This is a genomic window from Ralstonia sp. AU12-08 (assembly GCF_000442475.1).
Classification (GTDB): Bacteria; Pseudomonadota; Gammaproteobacteria; order Burkholderiales; family Burkholderiaceae; genus Ralstonia; species Ralstonia insidiosa.
Genome location: NZ_ASZV01000052.1, coordinates 25,225 through 48,858, shown reverse-complemented (window position 1 = coordinate 48,858; position 23,634 = coordinate 25,225). Strand labels below are relative to the sequence as shown.

The following is a 23,634-nucleotide window of genomic DNA, read 5'->3' as shown; positions in this document are numbered from 1 at the left end:
GCGCCATTGTTATCTGTCTACGCCCTGCACCCATGTGAGGGCCAAGGTGTGGACTCCTCGGCGCGCAGTACCCACAACATCGGAAGATCGCCGTGGAACAACATTCTTTCCCTACCCAGCCGTCGGCCCAGGGTCTGTACGACCCGACCAATGAACACGACGCTTGCGGCGTCGGCTTCGTCGCTCACATCAAGGGCAAGAAGAGCCACGAGATCGTCCAGCAAGGCTTGCGTATCCTGCACAACCTCGACCACCGGGGCGCCGTCGGCGCCGACCCGCTGATGGGCGACGGCGCGGGCATCTTGCTACAGATTCCTGATCAGTTCTTCCGCGAAGAGATGGCCAAGCAGGGCATCAACCTGCCGCCGGCGGGCGAGTACGGTGTTGGCATGATCTTCCTGCCGAAGGAACACGCTTCGCGCCTGGCCTGTGAGCAGGAACTGGAGCGCACCGTGCGCCTGGAAGGCCAGGTTGTACTGGGCTGGCGCGATGTGCCGGTCGACAAGACCATGCCGATGTCGCCCACGGTGCAGAAGACCGAGCCGGTGATCCGCCAGATCTTCATCGGGCGCGGCCGCGACATCATGACCACCGACGCGCTGGAGCGGAAGCTGTACGTGATCCGCAAGACCGCCAGCCACGCCATTCAGGCGCTCAAGCTCAAGCACGGCAAGGAATACTTCGTGCCGTCGATGTCGGCCCGCACGATCGTCTACAAGGGCCTGCTGCTGTGCGAACAGGTCGGCCGCTACTACCAAGATCTGGCAGACCCCCGCACGGTGTCGGCGCTGGCGCTGGTGCACCAGCGTTTCTCGACCAACACGTTCCCGGCATGGGAGCTGGCGCACCCGTACCGCATGGTCGCGCACAACGGCGAAATCAACACCGTCAAGGGCAACGTCAACTGGATCAACGCCCGCACGGGCGGTATCTCGTCCCCGGTGCTGGGCGATGACCTGCCGAAGCTCTGGCCGCTGATCTATCCGGGCCAATCGGATACGGCATCGTTCGACAACTGCCTCGAACTGCTGACGATGGCCGGCTACCCGCTGGCCCAGGCGATGATGATGATGATTCCGGAAGCGTGGGAACAACACACGCTGATGGACGACAACCGTCGCGCCTTCTACGAATACCACGCCGCGATGATGGAGCCGTGGGACGGCCCCGCCGCCATCTGCTTCACCGACGGCCGCCAGATCGGCGCCACGCTCGACCGTAACGGCCTGCGTCCGGCGCGCTACTACGTGACCGACGACGACATGGTTGTGATGGCCTCGGAAGCCGGCGTGCTGCCGATCCCCGAGTCGCGCATCGTCAAGAAGTGGCGCCTGCAGCCGGGCAAGATGTTCCTGATCGACATGGAGCAGGGCCGCATCATCGACGACAAGGAACTCAAGGACAACCTGGCCAACGCCAAGCCGTACAAGAGCTGGATCGACGCTGTGCGCATCAAGCTCGACGAGCTCGAAGCCAAGCCGGAAGACGTGGCTGCGGAAACCAAGCCGGCCGCGAAGCTGCTGGATCGCCAGCAGTCGTTCGGCTACACGCAGGAAGACGTCAAGTTCCTGATGGCGCCGATGGCCGCCAACGGTGAAGAAGCCGCCGGCTCCATGGGCAACGACAGCCCGCTGGCTGTGCTCTCCAGCAAGAACAAGACGCTCTACAACTACTTCAAGCAGCTGTTCGCGCAGGTCACGAACCCGCCGATCGACCCGATCCGCGAAAACGTGGTGATGTCGCTCGTCTCGTTCATCGGGCCGAAGCCGAACCTGCTTGAGCTGAACAACATCAACCCGCCGATGCGTCTTGAAGTGAGCCAGCCTGTGCTGGACTTCAAGGACATGGCGAAGATCCGCAACATCGAGCACTACACCGGCGGCAAGTTCATGGCTTACGAGCTGAACATCTGCTACCCGGTGGCGTGGGGCAAGGAAGGCATCGAAGCACGCCTGGCCTCGCTGTGCGCCGAGGCCGTCGATGCGGTCAAGTCGGGCTACAACATCCTGATCGTGTCGGACCGCGCCGTGGACGAAAAGCAGGCTGCTATTCCGGCGCTGCTGGCCACGTCCGCCATCCACCATCACCTGGTGGAGAAGGGCCTGCGCACGAGCACGGGTCTGGTCGTCGAAACGGGTTCGGCCCGCGAAGTGCACCACTTCGCCCTGCTGGCTGGCTACGGCGCCGAAGCCGTGCACCCGTACCTGGCGATGGAAACGCTGGCCGAGCTGGCCCCGGGCCTGGGCGTGACGGCCGAGAAGGCGGTCTACAACTTCACCAAGGCGATCGGCAAGGGTCTGCACAAGGTGATGTCGAAGATGGGCATCTCGACGTACATGTCGTACACCGGCGCGCAGATCTTCGAAGCGATCGGCCTGTCGCGTGAACTGGTGGACAAGTACTTCCACGGCACCGCATCGAACGTGGGCGGCATCGGTATTTTCGAAGTGGCGGAGGAAGCGCTGCGCCTGCACCGCGACGCCTTTGGCGATGCGCCGGTGCTGGCCAGCATGCTCGATGCCGGCGGCGAATACGCCTACCGCGTCCGCGGCGAAGAGCACATGTGGACCCCGGATTCGATTGCCAAGCTGCAGCACGCCACGCGCGCGAATTCGTACCAGACGTACAAGGAATACGCCAACCTGATCAACGACCAGAGCAAGCGCCACATGACGCTGCGCGGCCTGTTCGAGTTTAAGGTGGACCCGGCGCGCGCCATTCCGCTGGAAGAAGTGGAATCGGCCAAGGAAATCGTCAAGCGCTTCGCGACCGGCGCCATGTCGCTGGGCTCGATCAGCACGGAAGCGCACACCACGCTGGCTGTGGCGATGAACCGCATCGGCGGCAAGTCGAACACGGGTGAAGGCGGTGAAGACGAGCGCCGTTATCGCAACGAACTGCGCGGCATTCCCATCAAGCAGGGCACCAAGCTGTCGGACGTGATCGGCCGCGAAGTGGTCGAGCGCGATCTGGAGCTGCAAGAGGGCGATTCGCTGCGCTCGAAGATCAAGCAAGTGGCTTCGGGTCGCTTCGGTGTCACCGCTGAGTACCTGGCTTCGGCTGATCAGATCCAGATCAAGATGGCCCAGGGCGCCAAGCCTGGTGAAGGCGGTCAGCTGCCCGGCCACAAGGTGACGGATTACATCGGTAAGCTGCGTTACGCGGTGCCGGGCGTGGGCCTGATCTCGCCGCCGCCGCACCACGACATCTACTCGATTGAAGATCTGGCGCAGCTCATCCACGACCTGAAGAACGTGAACCCGCGTTCGGACGTGTCGGTCAAGCTGGTGTCGGAAGTGGGCGTGGGCACGGTGGCCGCAGGTGTCGCCAAGGCCAAGGCCGATCACGTGGTGATCGCCGGTCACGATGGTGGCACGGGTGCTTCGCCGTGGTCGTCGATCAAGCACGCTGGTACGCCGTGGGAACTGGGCCTGGCCGAGACGCAGCAGACGCTGATGCTCAACGGCCTGCGCAACCGCATCCGCGTGCAGGCTGATGGCCAGATGAAGACCGGCCGCGACGTCGTGATCGGCGCGCTGCTGGGCGCGGACGAATTCGGCTTCGCCACCGCACCCCTGGTGGTTGAGGGCTGCATCATGATGCGCAAGTGCCACCTGAACACCTGCCCGGTGGGCGTGGCAACGCAGGATCCGGTGCTGCGCAAGAAGTTCTCGGGCAAGCCTGAGCACGTGGTGAACTACTTCTTCTTCGTGGCTGAGGAAGTGCGCGAGATCATGGCGCAACTGGGCATCCGCTCGTTCAACGAACTGATCGGCCGCGCAGACCTGCTCGACACCAAGGCCGGCATCGAACACTGGAAGGCACGCGGTCTGGACTTCGCGCGCATCTTCTACCAGCCGGCCAAGAAGGAAGGCGAGCCGTGCTACCAGGTCGACGTGCAAGACCACGGCCTGGATCGTGCGCTGGATCACCAGCTCATCGAGAAGGCCAAGGCAGCGCTGGAGAAGGGCGAGCGCGTCTCGTTCATCCAGCCGGTGCGCAACGTCAACCGTACCGTGGGCGCGATGCTCTCGGGCGAAGTGGCCAAGCGCTACGGCCACGAGGGTCTGCCGGATGACTCGATCCACGTGCAGATGCAGGGCACGGCGGGTCAGTCGTTCGCAGCGTTCCTCGCGCACGGCATCACGCTGGACCTGGTGGGCGACGGCAACGACTACGTGGGCAAGGGCCTGTCGGGCGGCCGCGTGATCGTGCGCCCGCCGCATGAGTTCCGCGGTGAGCCGACCAACAACATCATCGTCGGCAACACCGTGCTGTATGGCGCGCTGGCCGGCGAGGCGTTCTTCAACGGCGTGGCCGGCGAGCGCTTCGCGGTGCGTAACTCCGGCGCCACCACCGTGGTGGAAGGCACCGGCGACCACGGTTGCGAATACATGACCGGCGGCACCGTCGTCGTGCTGGGCGCGACCGGCCGTAACTTTGCGGCAGGTATGTCGGGCGGCGTGGCTTACGTCTATGACGAAGACGGCCTGTTCGACAAGCGCTGCAACACCGCGCAGGTCGCGCTGGAATCCGTGCTGTCGGCGGCGGACCAGGAGAAGGCGCATACGCAGTCGACCTGGCACAAGGTGGGCGGCGAGCGCGTGCTCGACGAGCAACTGCTCAAGGCGCTGGTGGAAAAGCACTTCCGCTACACCGGCTCCGAGCGCGCCAAGGAACTGCTGGCCGACTGGAGCAATGCACGTCGCCGCTTCGTCAAGGTCTTCCCGACCGAGTACAAGCGCGCACTGACTGAGATGTACGAGCGCGAACAGGAAGCCGCCCGCGAGCAGATCGCGGCCTGATTCCAAGCGACTTGGCGAATGGTTGGTCTTCGTGACCAGCCATTCGCCACCACCGAATACAACGCAACCTCACAAGACAGGCTCGACCGCCTGAACAGCACGGCTGTGCCGGCAAGGTCGAGACAGGAAGGACACCATGGGCAAGGCGACCGGTTTTCTCGAATTTCCCCGCCAGAACGAGGGATACGAAGCGCCCGAAGCGCGCGTGAAGCACTACAAGGAATTCGTGTTCGCACTGGCGGACAACGAAGCCAAGATCCAGGGCGCACGCTGCATGGACTGCGGCATTCCGTTCTGCAACAACGGCTGCCCGGTCAACAACATCATCCCGGACTTCAATGACTTGGTGTATCGCCAGGACTGGAAGACCGCGATCGAGGTGCTGCACTCGACCAACAACTTCCCCGAGTTCACGGGCCGCATCTGCCCGGCACCGTGCGAAGCGGCTTGCACGCTGGGCATCAATGAACTGCCGGTCGGCATCAAGTCGATCGAGCACGCCATCATCGACAAGGCCTGGGAAGAAGGCTGGGTCGCACCACAAGTGCCCAAGCACAAGACCGGCAAGACCGTGGCCGTGGTCGGCTCGGGCCCTGCGGGCATGGCCGCTGCGCAACAACTGGCACGCGCGGGTCATGACGTGACGCTGTTCGAAAAGAACGACCGCATCGGCGGCCTGCTGCGTTACGGCATCCCCGACTTCAAGCTGGAGAAGGCGCAGATCGACCGCCGCATGCAGCAGATGGAAGCCGAAGGCGTGACGTTCCGCACCGGCGTGATGGTGGGCAACGCGACGCTGCCCGCCGGCATCGTCAACGACGCTCGCGAAACCATCGCTGCGGACGACATCCTCAAGCAGTTCGACGCCGTCGTGCTGACGGGCGGTTCGGAAGTGCCGCGCGATCTGCCGGTGCCGGGCCGCGATTTGGATGGCGTGCACTACGCGCTCGAATTCCTGATCCCGCAGAACAAGGAAGTGGCCGGCGATGCGCCGAACCCGATCCGCGCGGATGGCAAGCACGTCATCGTGATCGGTGGCGGCGACACGGGTTCGGACTGCGTGGGCACGTCCAACCGCCATGGCGCTGCATCGGTCACGCAGTTCGAACTGCTGCCGCGTCCGCCCGAAGAAGAGAACAAGCCGCTGGTGTGGCCGTACTGGCCGATCAAGATGCGCACGTCGTCGTCGCACGACGAAGGTTGCGAGCGCGACTGGTCGGTCGCCACCAAGGAACTCATTGGTGAGAACGGCCGCGTGACCGGCCTCAAGGCGGTTCGCCTGGAGTGGAAGGACGGCAAGATGAGCGAAGTCGAAGGCAGCGAGTTCACGCTCAAGGCCGACCTCGTGCTGCTGGCAATGGGCTTTACCAACCCGGTCGGCGGCGTGCTGGATGCGTTTGGCGTGACCAAGGATGCGCGCAACAACGCACGTGCTTCCACCGAAGGCGACAACGCCTACGCCACCAACGTGCCGAAGGTGTTTGCCGCCGGTGACGTGCGCCGCGGCCAGTCGCTGGTCGTGTGGGCCATCCGCGAAGGCCGTCAGGCTGCTCGCTCGGTGGACGCGTTTCTCATGGGCCATACGGAACTGCCGCGCTGACCACGCGGTTGACCGTTTGACTCAGGGCCCGCTTCGGCGGGCCTTTTTCTTTGCGGCGCGCGAGTTGCGTTGTGACAGGGCCGTTATGCCTCATGGTTTACATCGACATGGTTTACCGGGGTTCAGCGCGGCAGGGCGGATTTCTAGAATGAAATGCCCCCCGACCTCCAAGCCACGATGCGAGCCTGCGACAGCAACTTGCGCGCAGATGTGCCCGATACGCCCGACCCGCGGCGACGCCGGGCTATTGGCTGGCTGGGTGCGCTACCGGCAGCGCTGGCATTGCCGGCGCGCGCGGAACTGCTGGGCTATCCCTCGCATCCGCTGCGATTGGTCGTGCCGGCCGCCGAGGGCAGCGTGTTCGACGCGGTCGCCCGGGCGCTGGCCACGCAATTGCAGCAGCAGATCGGTCGCCTGGCCGACGTGGACGATCGCCCGGCCGCCAACGGCATGGCCGCCGGTGATCTGGTCGCACGTGCGCCGTCCGATGGTCATACGCTGCTGCTCCAGCAAACCACCTTTGTCATTCAGCCGGCGCTGGAGCCCGCGCCATACGATCCGCTGCGCGACTTCCAGCCGGTGGCCATGGTGGCCACGCTACCGTTGTTCCTGGCAGTCGATGCGCGATTGCCCATCACTTCCGTCACGGAGCTGATTGCCCAGGCGCATGGGGAGTCTGTTTCCGTCAACTGCGGTTCGGACGTCATCGGCACCTGGTCCCACCTCGTCGCCGAGCAGTTTGTGCGTGACTACGCCTTCCACGCACCGCACGTCGCTGTCCGCGGCGAAGCGGGACTCGTGCAGCAGGTGCTGGCGGGGCGCATGGCAGCGTGTTTCGCCTGCTATCCAAGCCTGTCGACGGGGGTGTCCAACGGTCAGTTGCGGCTGTTGGGCGTGACGGGATTGGCGCGTTCGACGTTCGCGCCCACCACGCCGACCTTGCGCGAGACAGGGCTCGCCGGGTTCGACTACAGCGCGTGGGTTGGGGCGTTCATGCCGGCACGCACGCCCAAGCCGCTGTCGATGCGCGCAGCTGCCGAATTCCGTCGTGCACTCACTTCAAGCGATGTTCTCGCCACATTGCGAGCGGGGGGCTTCGAGCCGGAATGGAACACGCCCGATACCCTCGCCCAGGCCGCGCGCCGCGATGCCAGCCACTGGCAGGGGCTGATCCGCCAAGTGGATTTGCGCGTCGATACCGGTGAGTGACACATAGGGGGCGCCGCGCCTTGCGCACTACTTTCAGCGGGCGGCAAGACCACGTGCCAACAGCGCGGCGCTCAAGCCACACAAACTGTAGGTAAGCATGGAGTGACTGACGGGCTGCACGGGTTTCCACCTATAATGGCGGGCCGTATCGAGCCGGTACGGCTAGCGAACATAACAAGATGTGGCCCGCCCCAAGCGTCACCCAGGGCCGCAAATCGACCGCAAACGAGCCGAGCCCTCAGCACCGAACTCCACCGTGTCCACCCAGCCTACCAACGCCGTCGTCGAGCTTGACCAGGTCGATTTCGCCTACCAGCCAGGCGCGCGGAGCATCTTGTCCGGCCTGTGCATGCGCGTGCCCAAAGGCAGCGTGGTGGCCGTCATGGGCGGTTCGGGCTGTGGCAAGACAACGATCCTGCGGCTGATCGGCGGGCAGGTTGGGGCGGCAGCCGGCACTGTGCGCGTGCACGGCCAGGACATCGGCGCCATGGACAAACCGGCGTTGTACGCCGCCCGCCGCCAGATGGGCATGCTGTTCCAATTCGGCGCGCTGTTTACCGATATGTCCGTGTTCGACAATGTGGCATTTCCGCTGCGCGAACACACTGAACTGCCTGAACTCCTCATCCGCGATCTCGTGCTGATGAAGCTCAACGCCGTCGGCCTGCGCGGTGCGCGCGACCTGATGCCGTCGCAGATTTCCGGTGGTATGGCGCGGCGCGTGGCGCTGGCGCGCGCGATTGCGCTGGACCCATCCCTCATCCTCTATGACGAGCCGTTCGCCGGGCTGGACCCGATCTCCCTGGGCCTGACCGCCTCGCTCATCCGCAAGCTGAACGACGCGCTGGGCGCGACCAGCATCATCGTCTCGCACGATGTGCAGGAGACGTTCCACATCGCCGACTACGTCTATTTCATTGCCAACGGTGGCATTGCGGCCGAGGGCACGCCGGCCGAGTTGACGGCGTCGACGGACCCGTTCGTGCGCCAATTCGTGCACGGCGAGGCGGACGGTCCCGTGCCGTTCCACTATCCGGGCGTGCCGCTGGCCGAGGACTTCGGCCTGGGCAAGAACGGAGGCGGGCGATGATTTCCTCCATCGGCTTTCTCGTCCGCGGGCTGATCAGCCGCTTGGGCTATGCGACGCGTACGCTGTTCGCGCTGTTCGCCGCCTCGGGCGACGTACTGCGCCGCCCGCGTCTGGTGATCGAGCAACTGCGCTTCATCGGCAACGATTCGTTCATCATCATTGCCGTGTCCGGGCTGTTTGTTGGCTTCGTGCTGGGCTTGCAGGGCTACTACACGCTCAATCGCTATGGTTCCGAGCAGGCGCTGGGCTTGCTGGTGGCGCTGTCGCTGGTGCGCGAGCTGGGTCCGGTGGTGACGGCGCTGCTGTTTGCCGGCCGCGCTGGTACGTCGCTCACCGCTGAAATCGGCCTGATGAAGGCCGGCGAGCAACTGATCGCCATGGAAATGATGGCCGTCGACCCGCTGGCCCGCGTGCTGGCGCCGCGCTTCTGGGCGGGTTTGATCGCCATGCCGCTGCTGGCGGCGATCTTCAGCGCGGTGGGTATTCTGGGCGGATACTTTGTGGGTGTAGGCCTGATCGGCGTGGACCCTGGTGCATTCTGGTCGCAGATGCAGGCTGGCGTGGATGTGATGAGCGACGTCGTCAACGGCGTCATCAAGAGTGTGGTGTTCGGCGTGGCCGTGACCTTTATCGCGCTCTATCAGGGCTACGAGGCCAAGGCGACGCCCGAGGGCGTGTCGCGCGCGACGACCCGTACCGTGGTGATCGCGTCGCTGGCCGTGCTGGCGCTGGACTTTGTGCTGACGGCGCTGATGTTCAGCTGACCCGTCAGACATTCAACGAGAAAGAATCATGCGTAAGAGCCTCCTCGATTTCTGGGTCGGACTGTTCGTGCTGGTGGGCATCGTGGCGCTGCTGTTCCTGGCGCTCAAGGCTGGCAACATGAGCGCGTTCTCCTTTGCCAAGACCTACCAGGTGAAGGCTGCCTTCGACAACATCGGTGGCCTGAAGGTGCGTGCGCCGGTCAAGAGCGCGGGCGTGGTGGTCGGCCGGGTGTCGCAGATCCTGTTTGACGACAAGACCTACCAAGCCAGCGTCGTGCTCGACATGGATCAGCGCTACCAATTTCCGAAGGACAGCTCGGCCAAGATCCTGACCTCGGGCCTGCTGGGCGAGCAGTACATCGGCATCGAGCCGGGTGGCGATGAGGCCATGCTGGCCAGCGGCAGCAAGATCACGATGACGCAGTCGGCGGTGGTGCTGGAGAACCTGATCAGCCAGTTCCTGTACAGCAAGGCCGCAGATGCCGGTGCCGGCAGCAACGGCAGTAGCGCTGGCGGAGCCAAGCCGGCCGAGGGCAGTGGGAGCAAATAAACCATGAAAACAAGAACGTCCATCCACACATTGCGCGGTTTGGCGCTGGCCCTGGCAGCTGGTGTCTCACTGTTGGCGGGCTGCGCCACGGGCCCGAACGCCAATCCGGCCGATCCGATCGAGCCGTTCAACCGCGAAGTCTTCCGCATCAACGAAGACCTCGACAAGGGCGTGCTCAAGCCCATCGCGCAAACGTATGTTGACGTGGTGCCGTCGCCGGCGCGCACGGCGGTGTCGAACTTCTTCTCCAATGCGGGTGATGTCTACTCGGCCGTCAACAACCTGCTGCAGTTGAAGGGCACTGCCGCGCTGGAAGACACGATGCGCGTGGCGATCAACACCGTGCTGGGCCTGGGCGGCTTGATCGACATTGCGTCGGACGCCGGCCTGCCCAAGCACAAGGAAGACTTCGGCCAGACGCTGGGCGTGTGGGGTGTGCCGGCTGGCCCGTATGTGGTGTGGCCGCTGTTGGGGCCGAGCACCGTACGTGACACGGCGGGCTTCCTGGTCGACTGGCAGTTGGATCCGCTGACGTATTGGCACAACGACACCATCACGTATTCGCTGGCTGCGGTGCGCGTGGTTGATGCGCGAGCGAACTTGCTCTCAGCTGGCAATGTGCTTGATGCCGCCGCCCTCGACAAGTACACGTTCCTGCGCGATGCCTACCTGCAGCGCCGCCGTTATCTGATCTACGACGGCAACCTGCCGGAAGATCAAGACAAAACGAAATCGTCGGACAAGTCGTCCGATTCCGGCGATGCAACCGTCTCACCGTATCACCGCTTCACGCCCAACTGGCCGGTGTTCCGCCGCTGATCGCCACACGTAACAGCGTCGCCTCAAAGGTGACAAGGCGTAAAACTGACCGCCTTCGGGCGAACTCCCGACCGGGCGGTCTGTTCTAATCGCCAACAAGATTGTGGCCAGCGTGCTGCAAGCGACCCATAAATCACACTAGAAGGACGCGCTATGTTGAAGAAACTCCTCCGCTCCCTGTTCACTGGCCTGGCGCTGACGGCTGCTGTGGCAACCGCCCCCGTACACGCTCAAGAGGCTGACGCGCAAACCACCGTCAAGACTGCGGTGGACGACGTGCTGACCACCATCAAGGGCGACCCGGACCTGCGCGGCGGCAACATGGCCAAGGTCTTCCAACTGGTCGACCAGAAGATCGTGCCGCGCGCTGACTTCAAGCGCACCACGCAGATCGCCATGGGCCGTTTCTGGAACCAGGCATCGCCCGAGCAGCAGCAACAGATTCAGGACGGCTTCAAGACGCTGCTGATCCGCACCTACGCTGGCGCACTGTCCAACGTGAAGAACCAGACCGTCACGTACAAGCCGTTCCGTGCTGACCCGGCCGACACTGACGTGGTGGTGCGCTCGACCGTCAACAACAACGGCGAGCCGGTGGCCCTGGACTACCGCATGGAAAAGACGGCCAACGGCTGGAAGGTCTACGACATCAACATCAGCGGCCTGTGGCTGTCGGAAACATACAAGAACCAGTTTGCCGACGTGATCAGCAAGAAGGGCGGCGTGGCTGGCCTGGTGCAATTCCTGGATGAGCGCAATGCACAGCTCGCCAAGGGCCCGGCAAAGTAAGCCGGACTCCGGTAGAATCGAAGCAGCGGTCAATTCGGCCGCTGTTTCTTTTTCTGACTCGACCATGTTGACCTTGTCCGGCCCGCTGACTCAGCTCGAAGCGCCGCGCGTTCTGCGCGAGGGCGAGGCGCAGCTCGGCCAGGTGCGCGAGGCGGGCACTCCCACGCTGCGTGTCGATTGCGCTGGGCTGTCGCAGGTCGATTCTTCCGCGCTGGCGGTGCTGCTGTCGTGGCAGCGCACGGCGCAGTCCGCCGGTATCGCCTTTGATATCGCAGGCGCCCCGGAGGCGCTGTCCAATCTCGCCGCGCTTTACGGCGTCGAATCTCTGCTGGCCACCGTGCCGGCGTCTGCTGAACACCACCACGCACGACATTGAGGCGGCGTCCGGTGCGGGGCAGTATCTTCCCCAACACCGCGATGCCGCGCCCCGGCCAGGGCGCCGCGCGCGCCGCTTCTGGCATTTCGTGCAGCTTCGGTGCCGCGCTGTAAGCCGCGCCGTCGTCTGTTGGTGCAGTTCCCCTATAATTCTGGGTTTGTCGCTCTGCCGCCGTTCTGTGCGGCGTCCGGGGCCGCGGTGATCATGTGGATCAGCGGGCACGAGATGCGCAGAGTAGTTCACTTTGTCGGCCATGAAAGCCATCGAAATCGCTGACGTCCGCAAGCGCTACAAGTCGTTGCAAGCGCTCAAGGGCGTGAGCCTGTCTGTCGAGCAGGGCGAGTTTTTTGGCCTGCTGGGCCCCAACGGCGCGGGCAAGACCACGCTGATCTCCATTCTCGCGGGCCTGAATCGTGCCGATTCCGGTAGCGTGCGTGTGCTCGGTCACGATGTCGTGTCCGACTACCGCACGGCGCGCCGCAAGCTAGGCGTGGTGCCGCAGGAACTGGTGTTCGATCCGTTCTTCACGGTGCGCGAAACGCTGCGCCTACAGTCGGGCTATTTCGGCCTGACCAACAATGACGATTGGATCGACGAGGTCATGGCCAACCTGGACCTGACCAACAAGGCCGATGCCAACATGCGCGCGCTGTCGGGCGGCATGAAGCGCCGCGTGCTGGTCGCGCAGGCGTTGGTACACCGCCCGCCGGTGATCGTGCTGGATGAGCCGACCGCCGGTGTGGACGTCGAATTGCGCCAGACGCTGTGGAAATTCATTTCGCGCCTGAACCGCGAGGGCCACACTGTCGTGCTGACCACGCACTACCTGGAAGAAGCTGAATCCCTGTGCGACCGCATCGCCATGCTCAAGTTTGGCGAGGTGGTGGCGCTCGATCGCACGGCCAACCTGCTGTCGCAATTTGCCGGGCTGCAACTGGTGCTGAGCTTCGCGAACGGCACGTTGCCCGCGTCGCTCGAAGGTCTGCGTCAACCCGGCAACCACGGCGAGCGCAGTGTGCGCCTGCGTCTGTCGGGCTACGGCGAGGTCGAGCAGATTCTCTCGACCTGCCGTCAGGCCGGGTGCGAGATCGACGACATGGAAATCGCCAAGGCTGACCTGGAAGACGTGTTCGTGCAGATCATGCGCCGCGAAGGCGGCATTCCCGCCGTACCGCAAACACCCGAGACCGCACTGGAGCCTGCAGCATGAGCGCCATTCCCGAGAGCCTGCCGGGCCGCTGGGTCGGTTTCCGTACGCTGCTGTACAAGGAGGTGCTGCGCTTCTGGAAGGTGAGCTTCCAGACCGTGGCTGCGCCGGTGCTGACCGCGCTGTTGTACCTGCTGATCTTCGGCCACGTGCTGGAAGACCGCGTGAAGGTGTTCGATCAACTCAGCTACACCGCTTTCCTGGTGCCCGGTCTCGTGATGATGAGCGTGCTGCAGAACGCGTTTGCCAACAGCTCGTCGTCGCTCATTCAGTCGAAGATCACCGGCAACTTGGTGTTCATCATGCTGCCGCCGCTGTCGCACTGGGAGATGTTCGGTGCCTACGTATGCGCCTCCGTCATCCGCGGTCTGGCAGTGGGGACGGGCGTGCTAATCGTGACGACCTTGTTCGCACATCTGCACTTCGCACAGCCGCTGTGGATTATCGTTTTTGCCGTGCTGGGCGCCGCCGTGCTCGGTACGCTGGGGTTGATCGCGGGTATCTGGGCGGAGAAGTTCGACCAACTCGCCGCGTTCCAAAACTTTCTGATCGTGCCGGCCACCTTCCTGGCGGGCGTGTTCTATTCGATCCATTCACTGCCGCCGTTCTGGCAGGCAGTGTCCCACGCCAACCCGTTCTTCTACATGATCGACGGCTTCCGCTACGGCTTCTTCGGCGTGTCCGATGTGCCGGTGGCGACGAGCCTCGGCGTGATGCTGATCGCGCTGGTCGTGGTGGGGGGGATTGCCCTGCAGATGCTGCGCACGGGCTACAAGCTGCGCCATTGATGCGTCAATAAAACAACCAAGACGCACCACCCTAACGTTTTGCAGGAGAGGGACGGCCATGTTGCCCACACCCGAACAAGTCAAGCAGTACATCGAAACCGGCCTGCCGTGCCAGCACCTCGAAGTCGAGGGCGACGGCCAGCATTTTTTTGCCACCATCGTCAGCGCGCAGTTTGAAGGCAAGCGGTTGATCCAGCGTCACCAGCTCGTCTATGCCGCACTGGGTGATCGCATGCGCGCGGAGATCCACGCGCTGTCCATGAAGACGCTCACCCCGGCGGAGTGGCAATCCTGATGGCCGAGCTTGATCCCGCTGTTGTTACCGCTGAAGTTTCCGCTGAATCCGATTCCGACCTGGCTCTCGCTGAGCGCCCCACCCAACGTGATCGACGAGACGTCTCGCTCATGGACAAACTGCTGATTGAAGGCAACGGCCCGCTGTCGGGCGAAATCCGCGTGTCTGGCGCCAAGAACGCCGCGCTGCCCATCATGTGTGCCGCGCTGCTGACGCCCGAGGCGCTGGCGCTGAACAACGTGCCCAACCTGCAGGATGTGCGCACGATGCTCAAGCTGCTGCGTCAGATGGGCGTGGAAGGTGCGTTGGATGGCCACAACCTCACGCTGGACGCCGCGAACATCCACTCGCCGGAAGCGCCGTATGACCTGGTGAAAACCATGCGCGCGTCGATCCTGGTGCTGGGCCCGCTGCTCGCGCGCTTCGGCCACGCACGTGTGTCGCTGCCGGGCGGCTGTGGCATCGGCGCGCGTCCGGTCGATCAACACATCAAGGGCCTGCAGCTGATGGGCGCCGAGATTGTCATCGAGCACGGCTACATCGAAGCGAAGCTCGCCGATGGCGCCAAGCGCCTGCACGGCGCACGCATCGTCACCGATATGGTGACGGTGACGGGCACCGAAAACCTGCTGATGGCCGCCGCACTGGCTGACGGCGAAACCGTGCTGGAAAACGCCGCACGCGAGCCGGAAGTGACCGACCTCGCCAACCTGCTCGTGAAGATGGGCGCGCGCATCGAGGGCATCGGTACCGACCGTCTGGTGATTCAGGGCGTGGAAGCGCTGCACGGCGCCGAGCACACGGTGATTGCCGATCGCATTGAAGCCGGTACGTTCCTGTGCGCAGTGGCTGCAGCCGGCGGCGACGTGACGCTGCGCGGCGTGCCACCGGGCATCCTGGATGCCGTGCTCGATAAGCTGCGCGAAGCTGGCGTGACGCTCACCACGGGCGACGACTGGATCCGCGTGCAGATGACGGGTCGCCCGAAGGCCGTGAGCTTCCGCACGTCCGAATACCCGGCCTTCCCGACCGACATGCAGGCGCAGTTCATGATGCTCAACGCCGTTGCCGAGGGCTCTGCCACGGTGACGGAAACGATCTTCGAAAACCGCTTCATGCACGTGCAGGAACTCAACCGCCTGGGCGCCAACATCGTCATCGACGGCAAGACGGCCGTGGTGACGGGCGTTGAGCAACTGTCGGGCGCGACTGTCATGGCGACGGACCTGCGTGCTTCGGCCAGCCTCGTCATTGCCGGCCTGATTGCGCAGGGTGAGACGCTGGTCGATCGCATCTATCACCTCGACCGCGGCTATGACCGCATCGAAGACAAGCTCTCCGCTGTCGGCGCGAAGATCCGCCGCATCCAAGGTTAAGTCAGCCATGAACGCAATCCAGTCCGCTCCCGATCAGCTCACGCTGGCGCTGTCCAAAGGGCGCATCTTTGAAGAGACGCTGCCGCTCCTGAAGGCCGCCGGCATCGAGGTGACGGAAGACCCGGAAACCTCGCGCAAGCTGATCCTGCCGACGTCGGATCCGGCGCTGCGCGTGATCATCGTGCGTGCTTCCGACGTGCCGACTTATGTGCAATACGGCGCGGCGGACTTTGGCGTGGCCGGTCGCGACGTGCTGATGGAGCACGGCATGGCGGGCCTGTATGCGCCCATCGACCTGAACATCGCCCGCTGCCGCATGTCGGTCGCGGTGCCCAAGGGCTTCGATTACGCCAACGCGGTGCGCCAGGGCGCGCGCCTGTCGGTGGCGACGAAGTATCTGAACACCGCGCGCGAGCACTTCGCCAAGAAGGGTGTGCACGTCGACCTGATTAAGCTGTACGGCTCGATGGAACTGGGCCCGCTGGTGGGCCTAGCTGACGCCATCGTCGATCTGGTCAGCACCGGCGGCACGCTGCGCGCGAACAACCTCGTCGAGGTGGAGGAGATCGTGCAGATCTCGTCCCGACTGGTCGTCAACCAGGCTGCGCTGAAGTTGAAGCGCGAGCGCTTGGCGCCGATCCTCGACGCTTTTGAGCGCGCCTCCGCCAAGGACGCGCTTGTTGGGGAAACCGCATGAGCTTGAGTATCCGTAAGCTGGATTCGGCCGACGCCGGATTCGCGGCGCAACTGCGCCAGGTGCTTGCTTTCGAGGCGAGTGAAGACGAAGCCATCGACCGCGCCGCCGCGCAGATCCTGGCCGACGTGAAAGCGCGTGGCGACGCCGCCGTGCTGGAAGCCACGCGCCGCTTCGACCGCATCGAAGCCGACAGCGTGGCCGCGCTGGAGCTGTCGCCCGCCACGCTGCAAGCCGCGCTGGATGGCCTGGAGCCCAAGCGCCGCGCCGCGCTGGAAGCGGCCGCCGCCCGCGTGCGTGCCTACCACGAAAAGCAGAAGATCGAGTGCGGCACGCACAGCTGGGAATACGCAGAAGCCGACGGCACGGTGCTCGGCCAGAAGGTCACGCCGCTCGATCGCGTCGGCATTTACGTGCCTGGCGGCAAGGCGGCGTATCCGTCGTCGGTGCTGATGAACGCGATTCCGGCACGCGTGGCCGGCGTCAAGGAAATCATCATGGTCGTGCCCACGCCGGGTGGCGTGCGCAACGAGCTGGTGCTGGCTGCGGCCTGCATCGCCGGGGTGGACCGCGTGTTCACCATCGGCGGCGCGCAGGCTGTGGGTGCGCTGGCCTATGGCACCGAGACCGTCCCGCCGGTCGACAAGATCGTTGGCCCGGGCAATGCGTATGTGGCCGCTGCCAAGCGCCGCGTGTTCGGCACGGTCGGCATCGACATGATTGCCGGTCCGTCGGAAATCCTCGTGATCTGCGATGGCACGACCGACCCGGACTGGGTGGCGATGGACCTGTTCTCGCAAGCCGAGCACGACGAGCTGGCCCAATCGATTCTGCTGTGCCCGAACGCCGAGTTCATCGCGCAGGTGGAGGCCAGCATCAACCGCCAGCTTGAAGAGATGCCGCGCCGGAGCGTAATCGCCGAATCGCTATCGGGCCGTGGCGCGCTGGTCAAGGTACGCGACATGGAAGAGGCGTGCGAGATCGCCAACGACATCGCCCCCGAGCACCTGGAGATTTCCGCCGAGAACCCGCGTCAGTGGGCCGAGCGCATCCGCCATGCCGGCGCGATCTTCCTCGGCAAGTACACCAGCGAATCGCTGGGCGACTACTGCGCAGGCCCGAACCACGTGCTGCCGACCTCGCGCACGGCGCGTTTCTCGTCGCCGCTGGGCGTATACGACTTCATCAAGCGCTCGAGCCTGATCGAGGTGAGCGAAGCCGGCGCGCAGATGCTGGGCGAGATTGCCGCCGAGCTGGCCTACGGCGAAGGTCTGCAGGCGCATGCACGCAGCGCTGAATACCGCCTGCAACGCACCGCCTCTGAATAAACACGACTCCGCATCCCACAAGCATGAACGTCTCCGCGCCAGTCCAGCCCTCTCTTGATGACCTGCTCGCTCGCATCGTGCGCGACGACGTGCGTGCCATGGGCGCGTACCACGTGCCCGACGCCACCGGCATGGTCAAGCTGGACGCGATGGAGAACCCGTACCCGCTCCCGGCGATGCTGCGCGATGCGCTGGGCAAGCGCCTGGCCGATGTCGCACTTAACCGCTACCCGGTGCCAACCGCCGACGCGCTCAAGGCGCAGCTCAAACGCGTGATGCACGTGCCGGCCGGCGCCGAAGTGCTGCTGGGCAATGGCTCGGACGAGATCATCAGCCTGATCGCCATTGCCGCATCCAAGTCGGGTGCGACGGTCATGGCGCCCGTGCCGGGCTTCGTGATGTACGCGATGTCATCGCAGTTGCTGGGACTGAAGTTCGTTGGCGTGCCGCTCAAGGCGGACCTCACGCTCGACCGCGAAGCGATGCTGGCCGCCATGGCCGAGCACCAGCCCGCCGTCATCTACCTGGCCTATCCGAACAACCCGACCGGCAACCTGTTCGATGCCGCCGACATGGATGCCATCGTCCGCGCCGCACGCGGGCCGGTGTGCCAGAGCCTGGTGGTGGTCGACGAGGCCTACCAGCCGTTCGCGCAGCACAGCTGGATGCCGCGCCTGCCGGAGTTCGACCACCTGCTCGTGATGCGCACTGTCTCCAAGCTGGGCCTGGCCGGTATCCGCCTGGGCTACGTGGCCGGCCACCCCAAGTGGATCGCCGAGCTGGACAAGGTGCGCCCGCCGTACAACATCAATGTGCTGACCGAGGCCACCGCCCAGTTCGTGCTCGATCACGTGGATGTACTGGATGCCCAGGCAGCGACTCTGCGCGCCGAGCGCACCAAGCTGATTGACGCGCTGGCGGCGCTGCCGGGTGTTGAAGTCTTCCCGAGTGCCGCCAACTTCATCCTATTGCGCGTACCCGATGCAGCGGGAATGTTCGATCGCCTGCTAAAACGGCGGGTTCTTATCAAAAACGTCAGTAAAATGCACCCGTTGCTGGCCAACTGTCTGCGCGTGACGGTCAGCAATCCCGAAGAAAACGCGCAATTTCTCGATGCCTTTGCCGCATCGATGCAGGAAGCCCCATGAGCCGCCGTGCCGAGGTTACTCGCAACACCTCTGAAACGCAGATCCGCGTCGCCCTTGATTTGGACGGCACGGGCAAGCAGACGCTGAACACCGGCGTCCCGTTCCTCGACCACATGCTCGACCAGATCGCCCGTCACGGCATGGTCGACCTAGAAGTCACGGCCACCGGCGACACCCATATCGACGATCACCACACCGTGGAAGACGTCGGCATCACGCTCGGCCAAGCCGTCGCCAAAGCAGTTGGTGATAAGAAGGGCATCGTGCGCTACGGCCACAGCTACGTGCCGCTGGACGAAGCCCTGTCGCGCGTGGTGATCGACTTCTCCGGCCGTCCGGGCCTGGAGTTCCACGTGCCGTTCACGCGGGCGCGCGTCGGCAGCTTTGACGTGGACCTGTCCATCGAATTCTTCCGTGGGTTCGTCAACCATGCCGGCGTGACGCTGCATATCGACAACCTGCGCGGCATCAACGCGCATCACCAGATCGAAACCGTGTTCAAGGCCTTTGGCCGCGCGCTGCGCATGGCCGTTGAACTGGACCCGCGCGCTGCCGGCACCATTCCGTCGACCAAGGGCACGCTCTGATCCTACGCGTCGGCCTGGCCGCGCCTACCCGACTCCAAAAACGGCCACCGGTCCCATGGATCTGACCAAGAGCTTTTTCTCGCTGCTCGCGCTGATCAACCCGATCGGGGCGATCCCGTTCTTCATCAGCCTGACCGAAAGTCAGACGGATGCGGAAAAGCGCCGCACCATCAAGGTCGCATCGATTTCGGTGGCGATCGTGATTGGCCTGTCCGCGTTGCTGGGCGAGCAGATCATCGGCTTTTTCGGGTTTTCGGTCGGCTCGCTGCAGGTGGGCGGCGGGATCATCATGATCATGATCGCGCTGAACATGCTGAACGCGCAGACCAGCCGCACCAAGGCCACGCCCGAAGAAGAGGATGAGGCCGGTGCCAAGGCCAGCATTGCGGTCGTGCCGCTGGCGATTCCCCTGCTGACGGGCCCTGGCTCGATCAGCACGGTGATCGTCTATGCGGGCAAGACCCGCCACTGGTGGGAGTTGTTTTTGCTGGCTGGCGTGGGCGTGGCGATCGCGCTGGTGGTATGGATCGTGCTCCGTGCCGCCGAGCCCATCGCCCGGGTCATCGGTCGCACCGGTATCAACGTCGGTACGCGGTTGATGGGTTTGATCCTGGCGGCGCTGGCCGTGGAATTCATTGTCGACGGGCTGAAAACCCTGTTGCCTGTTCTCAAATCATGACTACGATTGCAATTGTCGATTACGGCATGGGCAACCTGCGCTCGGTAGCGCAGGCCCTGCGTACGGTGGCTCCGGAAGCCGATGTGCGCATCAGTGCGCAAGCCGACGAGATTCGCGCGGCCGACCGCGTGGTGCTGCCGGGGCAGGGCGCCATGCCCGACTGCATGGCTGCTTTTGACCAATCGGGCTTGCGCGAAGCCGTGCTCGAGGCGTCTCGCACCAAGCCGATGCTCGGTGTGTGCGTGGGGGAGCAAATGCTGCTCGAGCGCAGCACCGAGGCGCGTCCGGGCCAGGAGTACACCCAAGGGTTGGGCCTGATCGGCGGCGAAGTGATTCGTTTTGATCTGGACGGCCAGTTGCAACCGGACGGTTCGCGGTACAAAGTGCCCCAGATGGGCTGGAACCGCGTGCGTCAGAGTCGCCCCCACGCGCTGTGGGCCGGCGTGCCGGACGACAGCTACTTTTATTTCGTGCACAGCTACTATGCACGACCCGCGCGGGCTGAAGAATCGGTCGGGGAGACCGAGTACGGGGTGCTGTTTACCTGTGCCATCGCCCGGGATAATATTTTTGCCACACAGTTTCACCCGGAAAAAAGTGCGCAGGCCGGTTTGCAGATTTACCGCAACTTCGTGCACTGGAACCCCTGAATCTGGCGTCACCGTCACAAGCAACCCTGTTTTCCCCTTTACCCCCTCAACTTTGTCGTCACGCTTATGTTGCTCATCCCGGCCATCGACCTGAAGGACGGTCAATGTGTGCGCCTCAAACAAGGCGATATGGATCAAGCCACCGTGTTCTCGGAAGACCCCGCTGCCATGGCGCGGCATTGGGTCGAGCAGGGCGCACGCCGCTTGCACCTCGTCGACCTGAATGGCGCTTTCGCGGGCAAGCCGCGTAACGAGGCGGCCGTCAAGGCCATCCTCGCTGAGGTGGGTGACGAGATTCCCGTGCAACTCGGCGGCGGCATCCGCGATCTGGGCACCATCGAGCGCTGGCTCGACGACGGCCTGTCGTACGTGATCATCGGTACGGCGGCGGTCAAGGACCCGGGCTTTCTGCGGGACGCATGCACGGCATTTGGCGGCCACATCATCGTCGGGCTCGATGCCAAGGACGGCAAGGTGGCGACTGACGGCTGGAGCAAGCTCTCGGGCCACGAAGTCGTGGACCTCGCCAAGAAGTACGAGGACTACGGCGTCGAGGGCATCATCTACACCGACATCGGCCGCGACGGCATGCTGCAGGGCATCAACATCGATGCCACCGTCAAGCTGGCACAGTCGGTGAAGATTCCGGTCATCGCCAGCGGCGGCTTGTCGAACCTGAAGGACATCGACCACCTCTGCGCGGTCGAAGAGCATGGCGTGGAAGGCGTGATCTGCGGCCGCGCCATCTATTCGGGCGACCTGAACTTCAAGGAAGCGCAAGCTCTCGCGGACAAACTCGGCGCAGCCTAAGCTGCGCTCAACGGGTGCCTCGGCACCCGACTCATCATGCTAGCCAAACGAATCATCCCCTGCCTGGACGTGACCAACGGCCGGGTGGTCAAGGGCGTCAACTTCGTCGAGTTGCGCGACGCGGGCGACCCCGTTGAAATCGCCCGTCGCTACGACGAGCAGGGCGCCGACGAAATCACCTTCCTCGACATCACCGCCACGTCCGATGGACGCGACCTGATGCTGAACATCATCGAGGCGGTGGCGTCGCAGGTCTTCATTCCGTTGACCGTCGGCGGTGGCGTGCGCGCGCTGGAAGACGTGCGCCGGCTGCTCAATGCCGGTGCGGACAAGATCAGCATGAACTCGTCCGCCGTGTCGAACCCGCAGCTCGTGTCCGACGCCAGCGCGCGCCATGGCGCGCAGTGCATCGTCGTGGCCATCGACGCCAAGAAGGTGTCGGCTGAGGGCGAAGCCCCGCGCTGGGAGGTCTTCACGCACGGTGGCCGCAAGGGCACGGGCCTGGACGCCGTGGCGTGGGCGCGCGAGATGGCACAGCGCGGTGCGGGCGAGATCCTGCTCACCAGCATGGACCGCGACGGCACCAAGGCTGGCTTCGACCTTGAACTCACGCGTGCGGTGTCTGATGCCGTGCCAGTGCCTGTGATCGCCTCCGGCGGCGTCGGTAACCTGCAGCATCTGGCAGACGGCATCCAGCAAGGTCACGCCGATGCGGTGCTGGCCGCCAGCATCTTCCACTACGGTGAATACACCGTCGGCCAGGCCAAGCAATTCATGGCTGAAAAAGGCATTCCAGTACGGATCGGACTATGAGTAAGAAGTGGCTGAATAAGGTCCACTGGGACGACAACGGCCTCGTGCCTGTGATCGTGCAGGAGCAGGGCAGCAACGACGTGCTGATGTTCGCCTTCATGAACCGCGAGGCGCTGCAGAAGACCGTGGAGACCGGCGAGGCCGTGTTCTGGTCGCGTTCGCGCAAGCGCCTGTGGCACAAGGGCGAGGAGTCCGGCCACATCCAGAAGGTGCACGAGATCCGCCTGGACTGCGACGAAGACGTGGTCTTGCTCCGCGTCACCCAAGTTGGCGGCATTGCCTGCCACACTGGCCGCCACGCGTGCTTCTTTCAGAAGTTCGAAGGCAGTGCGGAAGACGGTGACTGGCTCACCGTTGAACCCGTGCTCAAAGACCCCGACGACATCTATGCCGGCAAGCCCGGCCACAACCATGAGTGACACTCTGCGCCGTCTGGGCGAGGTGCTTGAATCCCGCAAGCTCGCCAATGGCGGTGACCCGGACAAGAGCTACATCGCGCGCCTGTTCAACAAGGGCGATGACGCCATCCTCAAGAAGATCGGGGAAGAGGCCACCGAGACGGTCATGGCCGCCAAGGACGCCCGCGCCGCCGGCATGACCGACGAGGCACGCAGCAAGGTGGTCTACGAAGTGGCCGACCTGTGGTTCCACACCATGGTGCTATTGTCGCAGTTCGACCTCACGCCGGATGATGTGGTTAACGAACTGGCACGCCGCGAAGGACTCTCGGGGTTGGAAGAGAAGGCGTTGCGCAAGTCGCAGGCTCGCGACGCTGCAGGTGACTGATCGGTGACGCATCGTCGCAGGGAGGCAGCGTGGACAACTACGGATCAGCGGTGACAGTGACGACAGACGAAGAACGTCTGGCCGGGCTGCGGCGGCTGACGCATATCCTGTATGCGCTCTACGCCATTTTTTGGCTGACCGGCGGCATCACTGCATTGATTGCCATCATCGTCGGGTATGTTAAGCGCGACGATGTGCGCGGCACGCTGTACGAGTCGCACTTTCGTTGGCAGATCCGTTCGTTCTGGTGGTGCGTACTATGGGCTGCGATCGGCGTGATGCTCATTCCGCTGGCCTTTATCGGCTTTGCGGTGCTGTGGGTTCTGGGCATCTGGATGCTGTATCGTATTGTGAAGGGCTGGCTGTACCTCAACGACAGCAAGCCGATGTACGCCAATCAGTAAAATCTATCAATGGCGCCGCCACCGTTGCGGCAGTCATGGCGCCAGTCGCAGTCATATTTACGTGGGA

24 protein-coding genes are annotated in these 23,634 nt (G+C 64.0%); all 24 read left to right on the top strand.

What is annotated here, in order from left to right; genetic code table 11:
• The first annotated feature begins 92 nt into the window (after nucleotides 1–92).
• On the top strand, nucleotides 93–4,805 hold the full coding sequence (locus C404_RS56570; protein WP_021197540.1) for a glutamate synthase-related protein: 4,713 nt from the start codon (nucleotides 93–95) through the stop codon (nucleotides 4,803–4,805).
• A gap of 136 nt (nucleotides 4,806–4,941) precedes the next feature.
• The gene (locus C404_RS56565) at nucleotides 4,942–6,405 is read left to right on the top strand and encodes a glutamate synthase subunit beta (RefSeq protein ID WP_021197539.1); all 1,464 of its coding nucleotides are present in this window, start codon (nucleotides 4,942–4,944) and stop codon (nucleotides 6,403–6,405) included.
• A 177-nt stretch (nucleotides 6,406–6,582) separates the two neighbouring features.
• Nucleotides 6,583–7,614 (top strand): tripartite tricarboxylate transporter substrate-binding protein, encoded by a 1,032-nt coding sequence (locus tag C404_RS56560; protein ID WP_021197538.1) that lies wholly within the window; start codon nucleotides 6,583–6,585, stop codon nucleotides 7,612–7,614.
• Between the two features lie 256 nt (nucleotides 7,615–7,870).
• Nucleotides 7,871–8,704: an ABC transporter ATP-binding protein gene (locus C404_RS56555; protein ID WP_021197537.1), complete on the top strand. Its 834-nt coding sequence runs from the start codon at nucleotides 7,871–7,873 to the stop codon at nucleotides 8,702–8,704.
• Nucleotides 8,701–9,468: a lipid asymmetry maintenance ABC transporter permease subunit MlaE gene (mlaE, locus tag C404_RS56550; RefSeq protein ID WP_021197536.1), complete on the top strand. Its 768-nt coding sequence runs from the start codon at nucleotides 8,701–8,703 to the stop codon at nucleotides 9,466–9,468. Before C404_RS56555 ends, mlaE begins: the two co-directional genes overlap by 4 nt.
• 28 nt (nucleotides 9,469–9,496) lie before the next feature.
• Nucleotides 9,497–10,018, top strand: a complete 522-nt coding sequence (gene mlaD, locus C404_RS56545) for an outer membrane lipid asymmetry maintenance protein MlaD (protein ID WP_021197535.1) — start codon at nucleotides 9,497–9,499, stop codon at nucleotides 10,016–10,018.
• Nucleotides 10,019–10,021: 3 nt separating this feature from the next.
• On the top strand, nucleotides 10,022–10,837 hold the full coding sequence (locus C404_RS56540) for an MlaA family lipoprotein (RefSeq protein WP_031330201.1): 816 nt from the start codon (nucleotides 10,022–10,024) through the stop codon (nucleotides 10,835–10,837).
• A gap of 153 nt (nucleotides 10,838–10,990) precedes the next feature.
• Nucleotides 10,991–11,626, top strand: a complete 636-nt coding sequence (locus C404_RS56535) for an MlaC/ttg2D family ABC transporter substrate-binding protein (RefSeq protein ID WP_021197533.1) — start codon at nucleotides 10,991–10,993, stop codon at nucleotides 11,624–11,626.
• A gap of 64 nt (nucleotides 11,627–11,690) precedes the next feature.
• Nucleotides 11,691–12,002 carry an STAS domain-containing protein gene (locus C404_RS56530; RefSeq protein WP_021197532.1) on the top strand — a complete coding sequence of 104 codons (312 nt, stop codon included), beginning with the start codon at nucleotides 11,691–11,693 and terminating at the stop codon, nucleotides 12,000–12,002.
• A gap of 253 nt (nucleotides 12,003–12,255) precedes the next feature.
• Nucleotides 12,256–13,212 carry an ABC transporter ATP-binding protein gene (locus C404_RS56525; RefSeq protein WP_021197531.1) on the top strand — a complete coding sequence of 319 codons (957 nt, stop codon included), beginning with the start codon at nucleotides 12,256–12,258 and terminating at the stop codon, nucleotides 13,210–13,212.
• Nucleotides 13,209–13,997, top strand: a complete 789-nt coding sequence (locus C404_RS56520; protein WP_021197530.1) for an ABC transporter permease — start codon at nucleotides 13,209–13,211, stop codon at nucleotides 13,995–13,997. The genes C404_RS56525 and C404_RS56520 overlap by 4 nt, the downstream gene beginning before the upstream one ends.
• Nucleotides 13,998–14,055: 58 nt before the next feature.
• On the top strand, nucleotides 14,056–14,292 hold the full coding sequence (locus tag C404_RS56515) for a BolA family protein (protein ID WP_021197529.1): 237 nt from the start codon (nucleotides 14,056–14,058) through the stop codon (nucleotides 14,290–14,292).
• Nucleotides 14,293–14,402: 110 nt separating this feature from the next.
• Entirely contained in the window at nucleotides 14,403–15,668 is a 1,266-nt protein-coding gene (gene murA, locus C404_RS56510; protein ID WP_021197528.1) for a UDP-N-acetylglucosamine 1-carboxyvinyltransferase, read from the top strand.
• A 7-nt stretch (nucleotides 15,669–15,675) separates the two neighbouring features.
• Entirely contained in the window at nucleotides 15,676–16,365 is a 690-nt protein-coding gene (hisG, locus tag C404_RS56505) for an ATP phosphoribosyltransferase (RefSeq protein ID WP_021197527.1), read from the top strand.
• Nucleotides 16,362–17,690 carry a histidinol dehydrogenase gene (gene hisD, locus C404_RS56500; protein ID WP_021197526.1) on the top strand — a complete coding sequence of 443 codons (1,329 nt, stop codon included), beginning with the start codon at nucleotides 16,362–16,364 and terminating at the stop codon, nucleotides 17,688–17,690. Before hisG ends, hisD begins: the two co-directional genes overlap by 4 nt.
• A gap of 23 nt (nucleotides 17,691–17,713) precedes the next feature.
• Nucleotides 17,714–18,838, top strand: a complete 1,125-nt coding sequence (gene hisC / locus C404_RS56495; RefSeq protein WP_021197525.1) for a histidinol-phosphate transaminase — start codon at nucleotides 17,714–17,716, stop codon at nucleotides 18,836–18,838.
• Nucleotides 18,835–19,425, top strand: a complete 591-nt coding sequence (gene hisB, locus C404_RS56490) for an imidazoleglycerol-phosphate dehydratase HisB (protein ID WP_021197524.1) — start codon at nucleotides 18,835–18,837, stop codon at nucleotides 19,423–19,425. Before hisC ends, hisB begins: the two co-directional genes overlap by 4 nt.
• Before the next feature lie 55 nt (nucleotides 19,426–19,480).
• Nucleotides 19,481–20,104: a MarC family protein gene (locus C404_RS56485; RefSeq protein WP_021197523.1), complete on the top strand. Its 624-nt coding sequence runs from the start codon at nucleotides 19,481–19,483 to the stop codon at nucleotides 20,102–20,104.
• A complete protein-coding gene (gene hisH, locus C404_RS56480; RefSeq protein WP_021197522.1) occupies nucleotides 20,101–20,754 on the top strand; it encodes an imidazole glycerol phosphate synthase subunit HisH in 654 nt (217 codons plus the stop codon). Before C404_RS56485 ends, hisH begins: the two co-directional genes overlap by 4 nt.
• A 66-nt stretch (nucleotides 20,755–20,820) precedes the next feature.
• Entirely contained in the window at nucleotides 20,821–21,564 is a 744-nt protein-coding gene (gene hisA / locus C404_RS56475) for a 1-(5-phosphoribosyl)-5-[(5-phosphoribosylamino)methylideneamino]imidazole-4-carboxamide isomerase (protein ID WP_004634607.1), read from the top strand.
• Nucleotides 21,565–21,600: 36 nt separating this feature from the next.
• The gene (hisF, locus tag C404_RS56470) at nucleotides 21,601–22,377 is read left to right on the top strand and encodes an imidazole glycerol phosphate synthase subunit HisF (protein ID WP_021197521.1); all 777 of its coding nucleotides are present in this window, start codon (nucleotides 21,601–21,603) and stop codon (nucleotides 22,375–22,377) included.
• The gene (gene hisI / locus C404_RS56465) at nucleotides 22,374–22,796 is read left to right on the top strand and encodes a phosphoribosyl-AMP cyclohydrolase (RefSeq protein WP_021197520.1); all 423 of its coding nucleotides are present in this window, start codon (nucleotides 22,374–22,376) and stop codon (nucleotides 22,794–22,796) included. Before hisF ends, hisI begins: the two co-directional genes overlap by 4 nt.
• Entirely contained in the window at nucleotides 22,789–23,163 is a 375-nt protein-coding gene (locus C404_RS56460) for a phosphoribosyl-ATP diphosphatase (RefSeq protein WP_021197519.1), read from the top strand. Before hisI ends, C404_RS56460 begins: the two co-directional genes overlap by 8 nt.
• Before the next feature lie 29 nt (nucleotides 23,164–23,192).
• A complete protein-coding gene (locus C404_RS56455) occupies nucleotides 23,193–23,567 on the top strand; it encodes a DUF4870 family protein (RefSeq protein ID WP_031330198.1) in 375 nt (124 codons plus the stop codon).
• Nucleotides 23,568–23,634 lie beyond the last annotated feature (67 nt).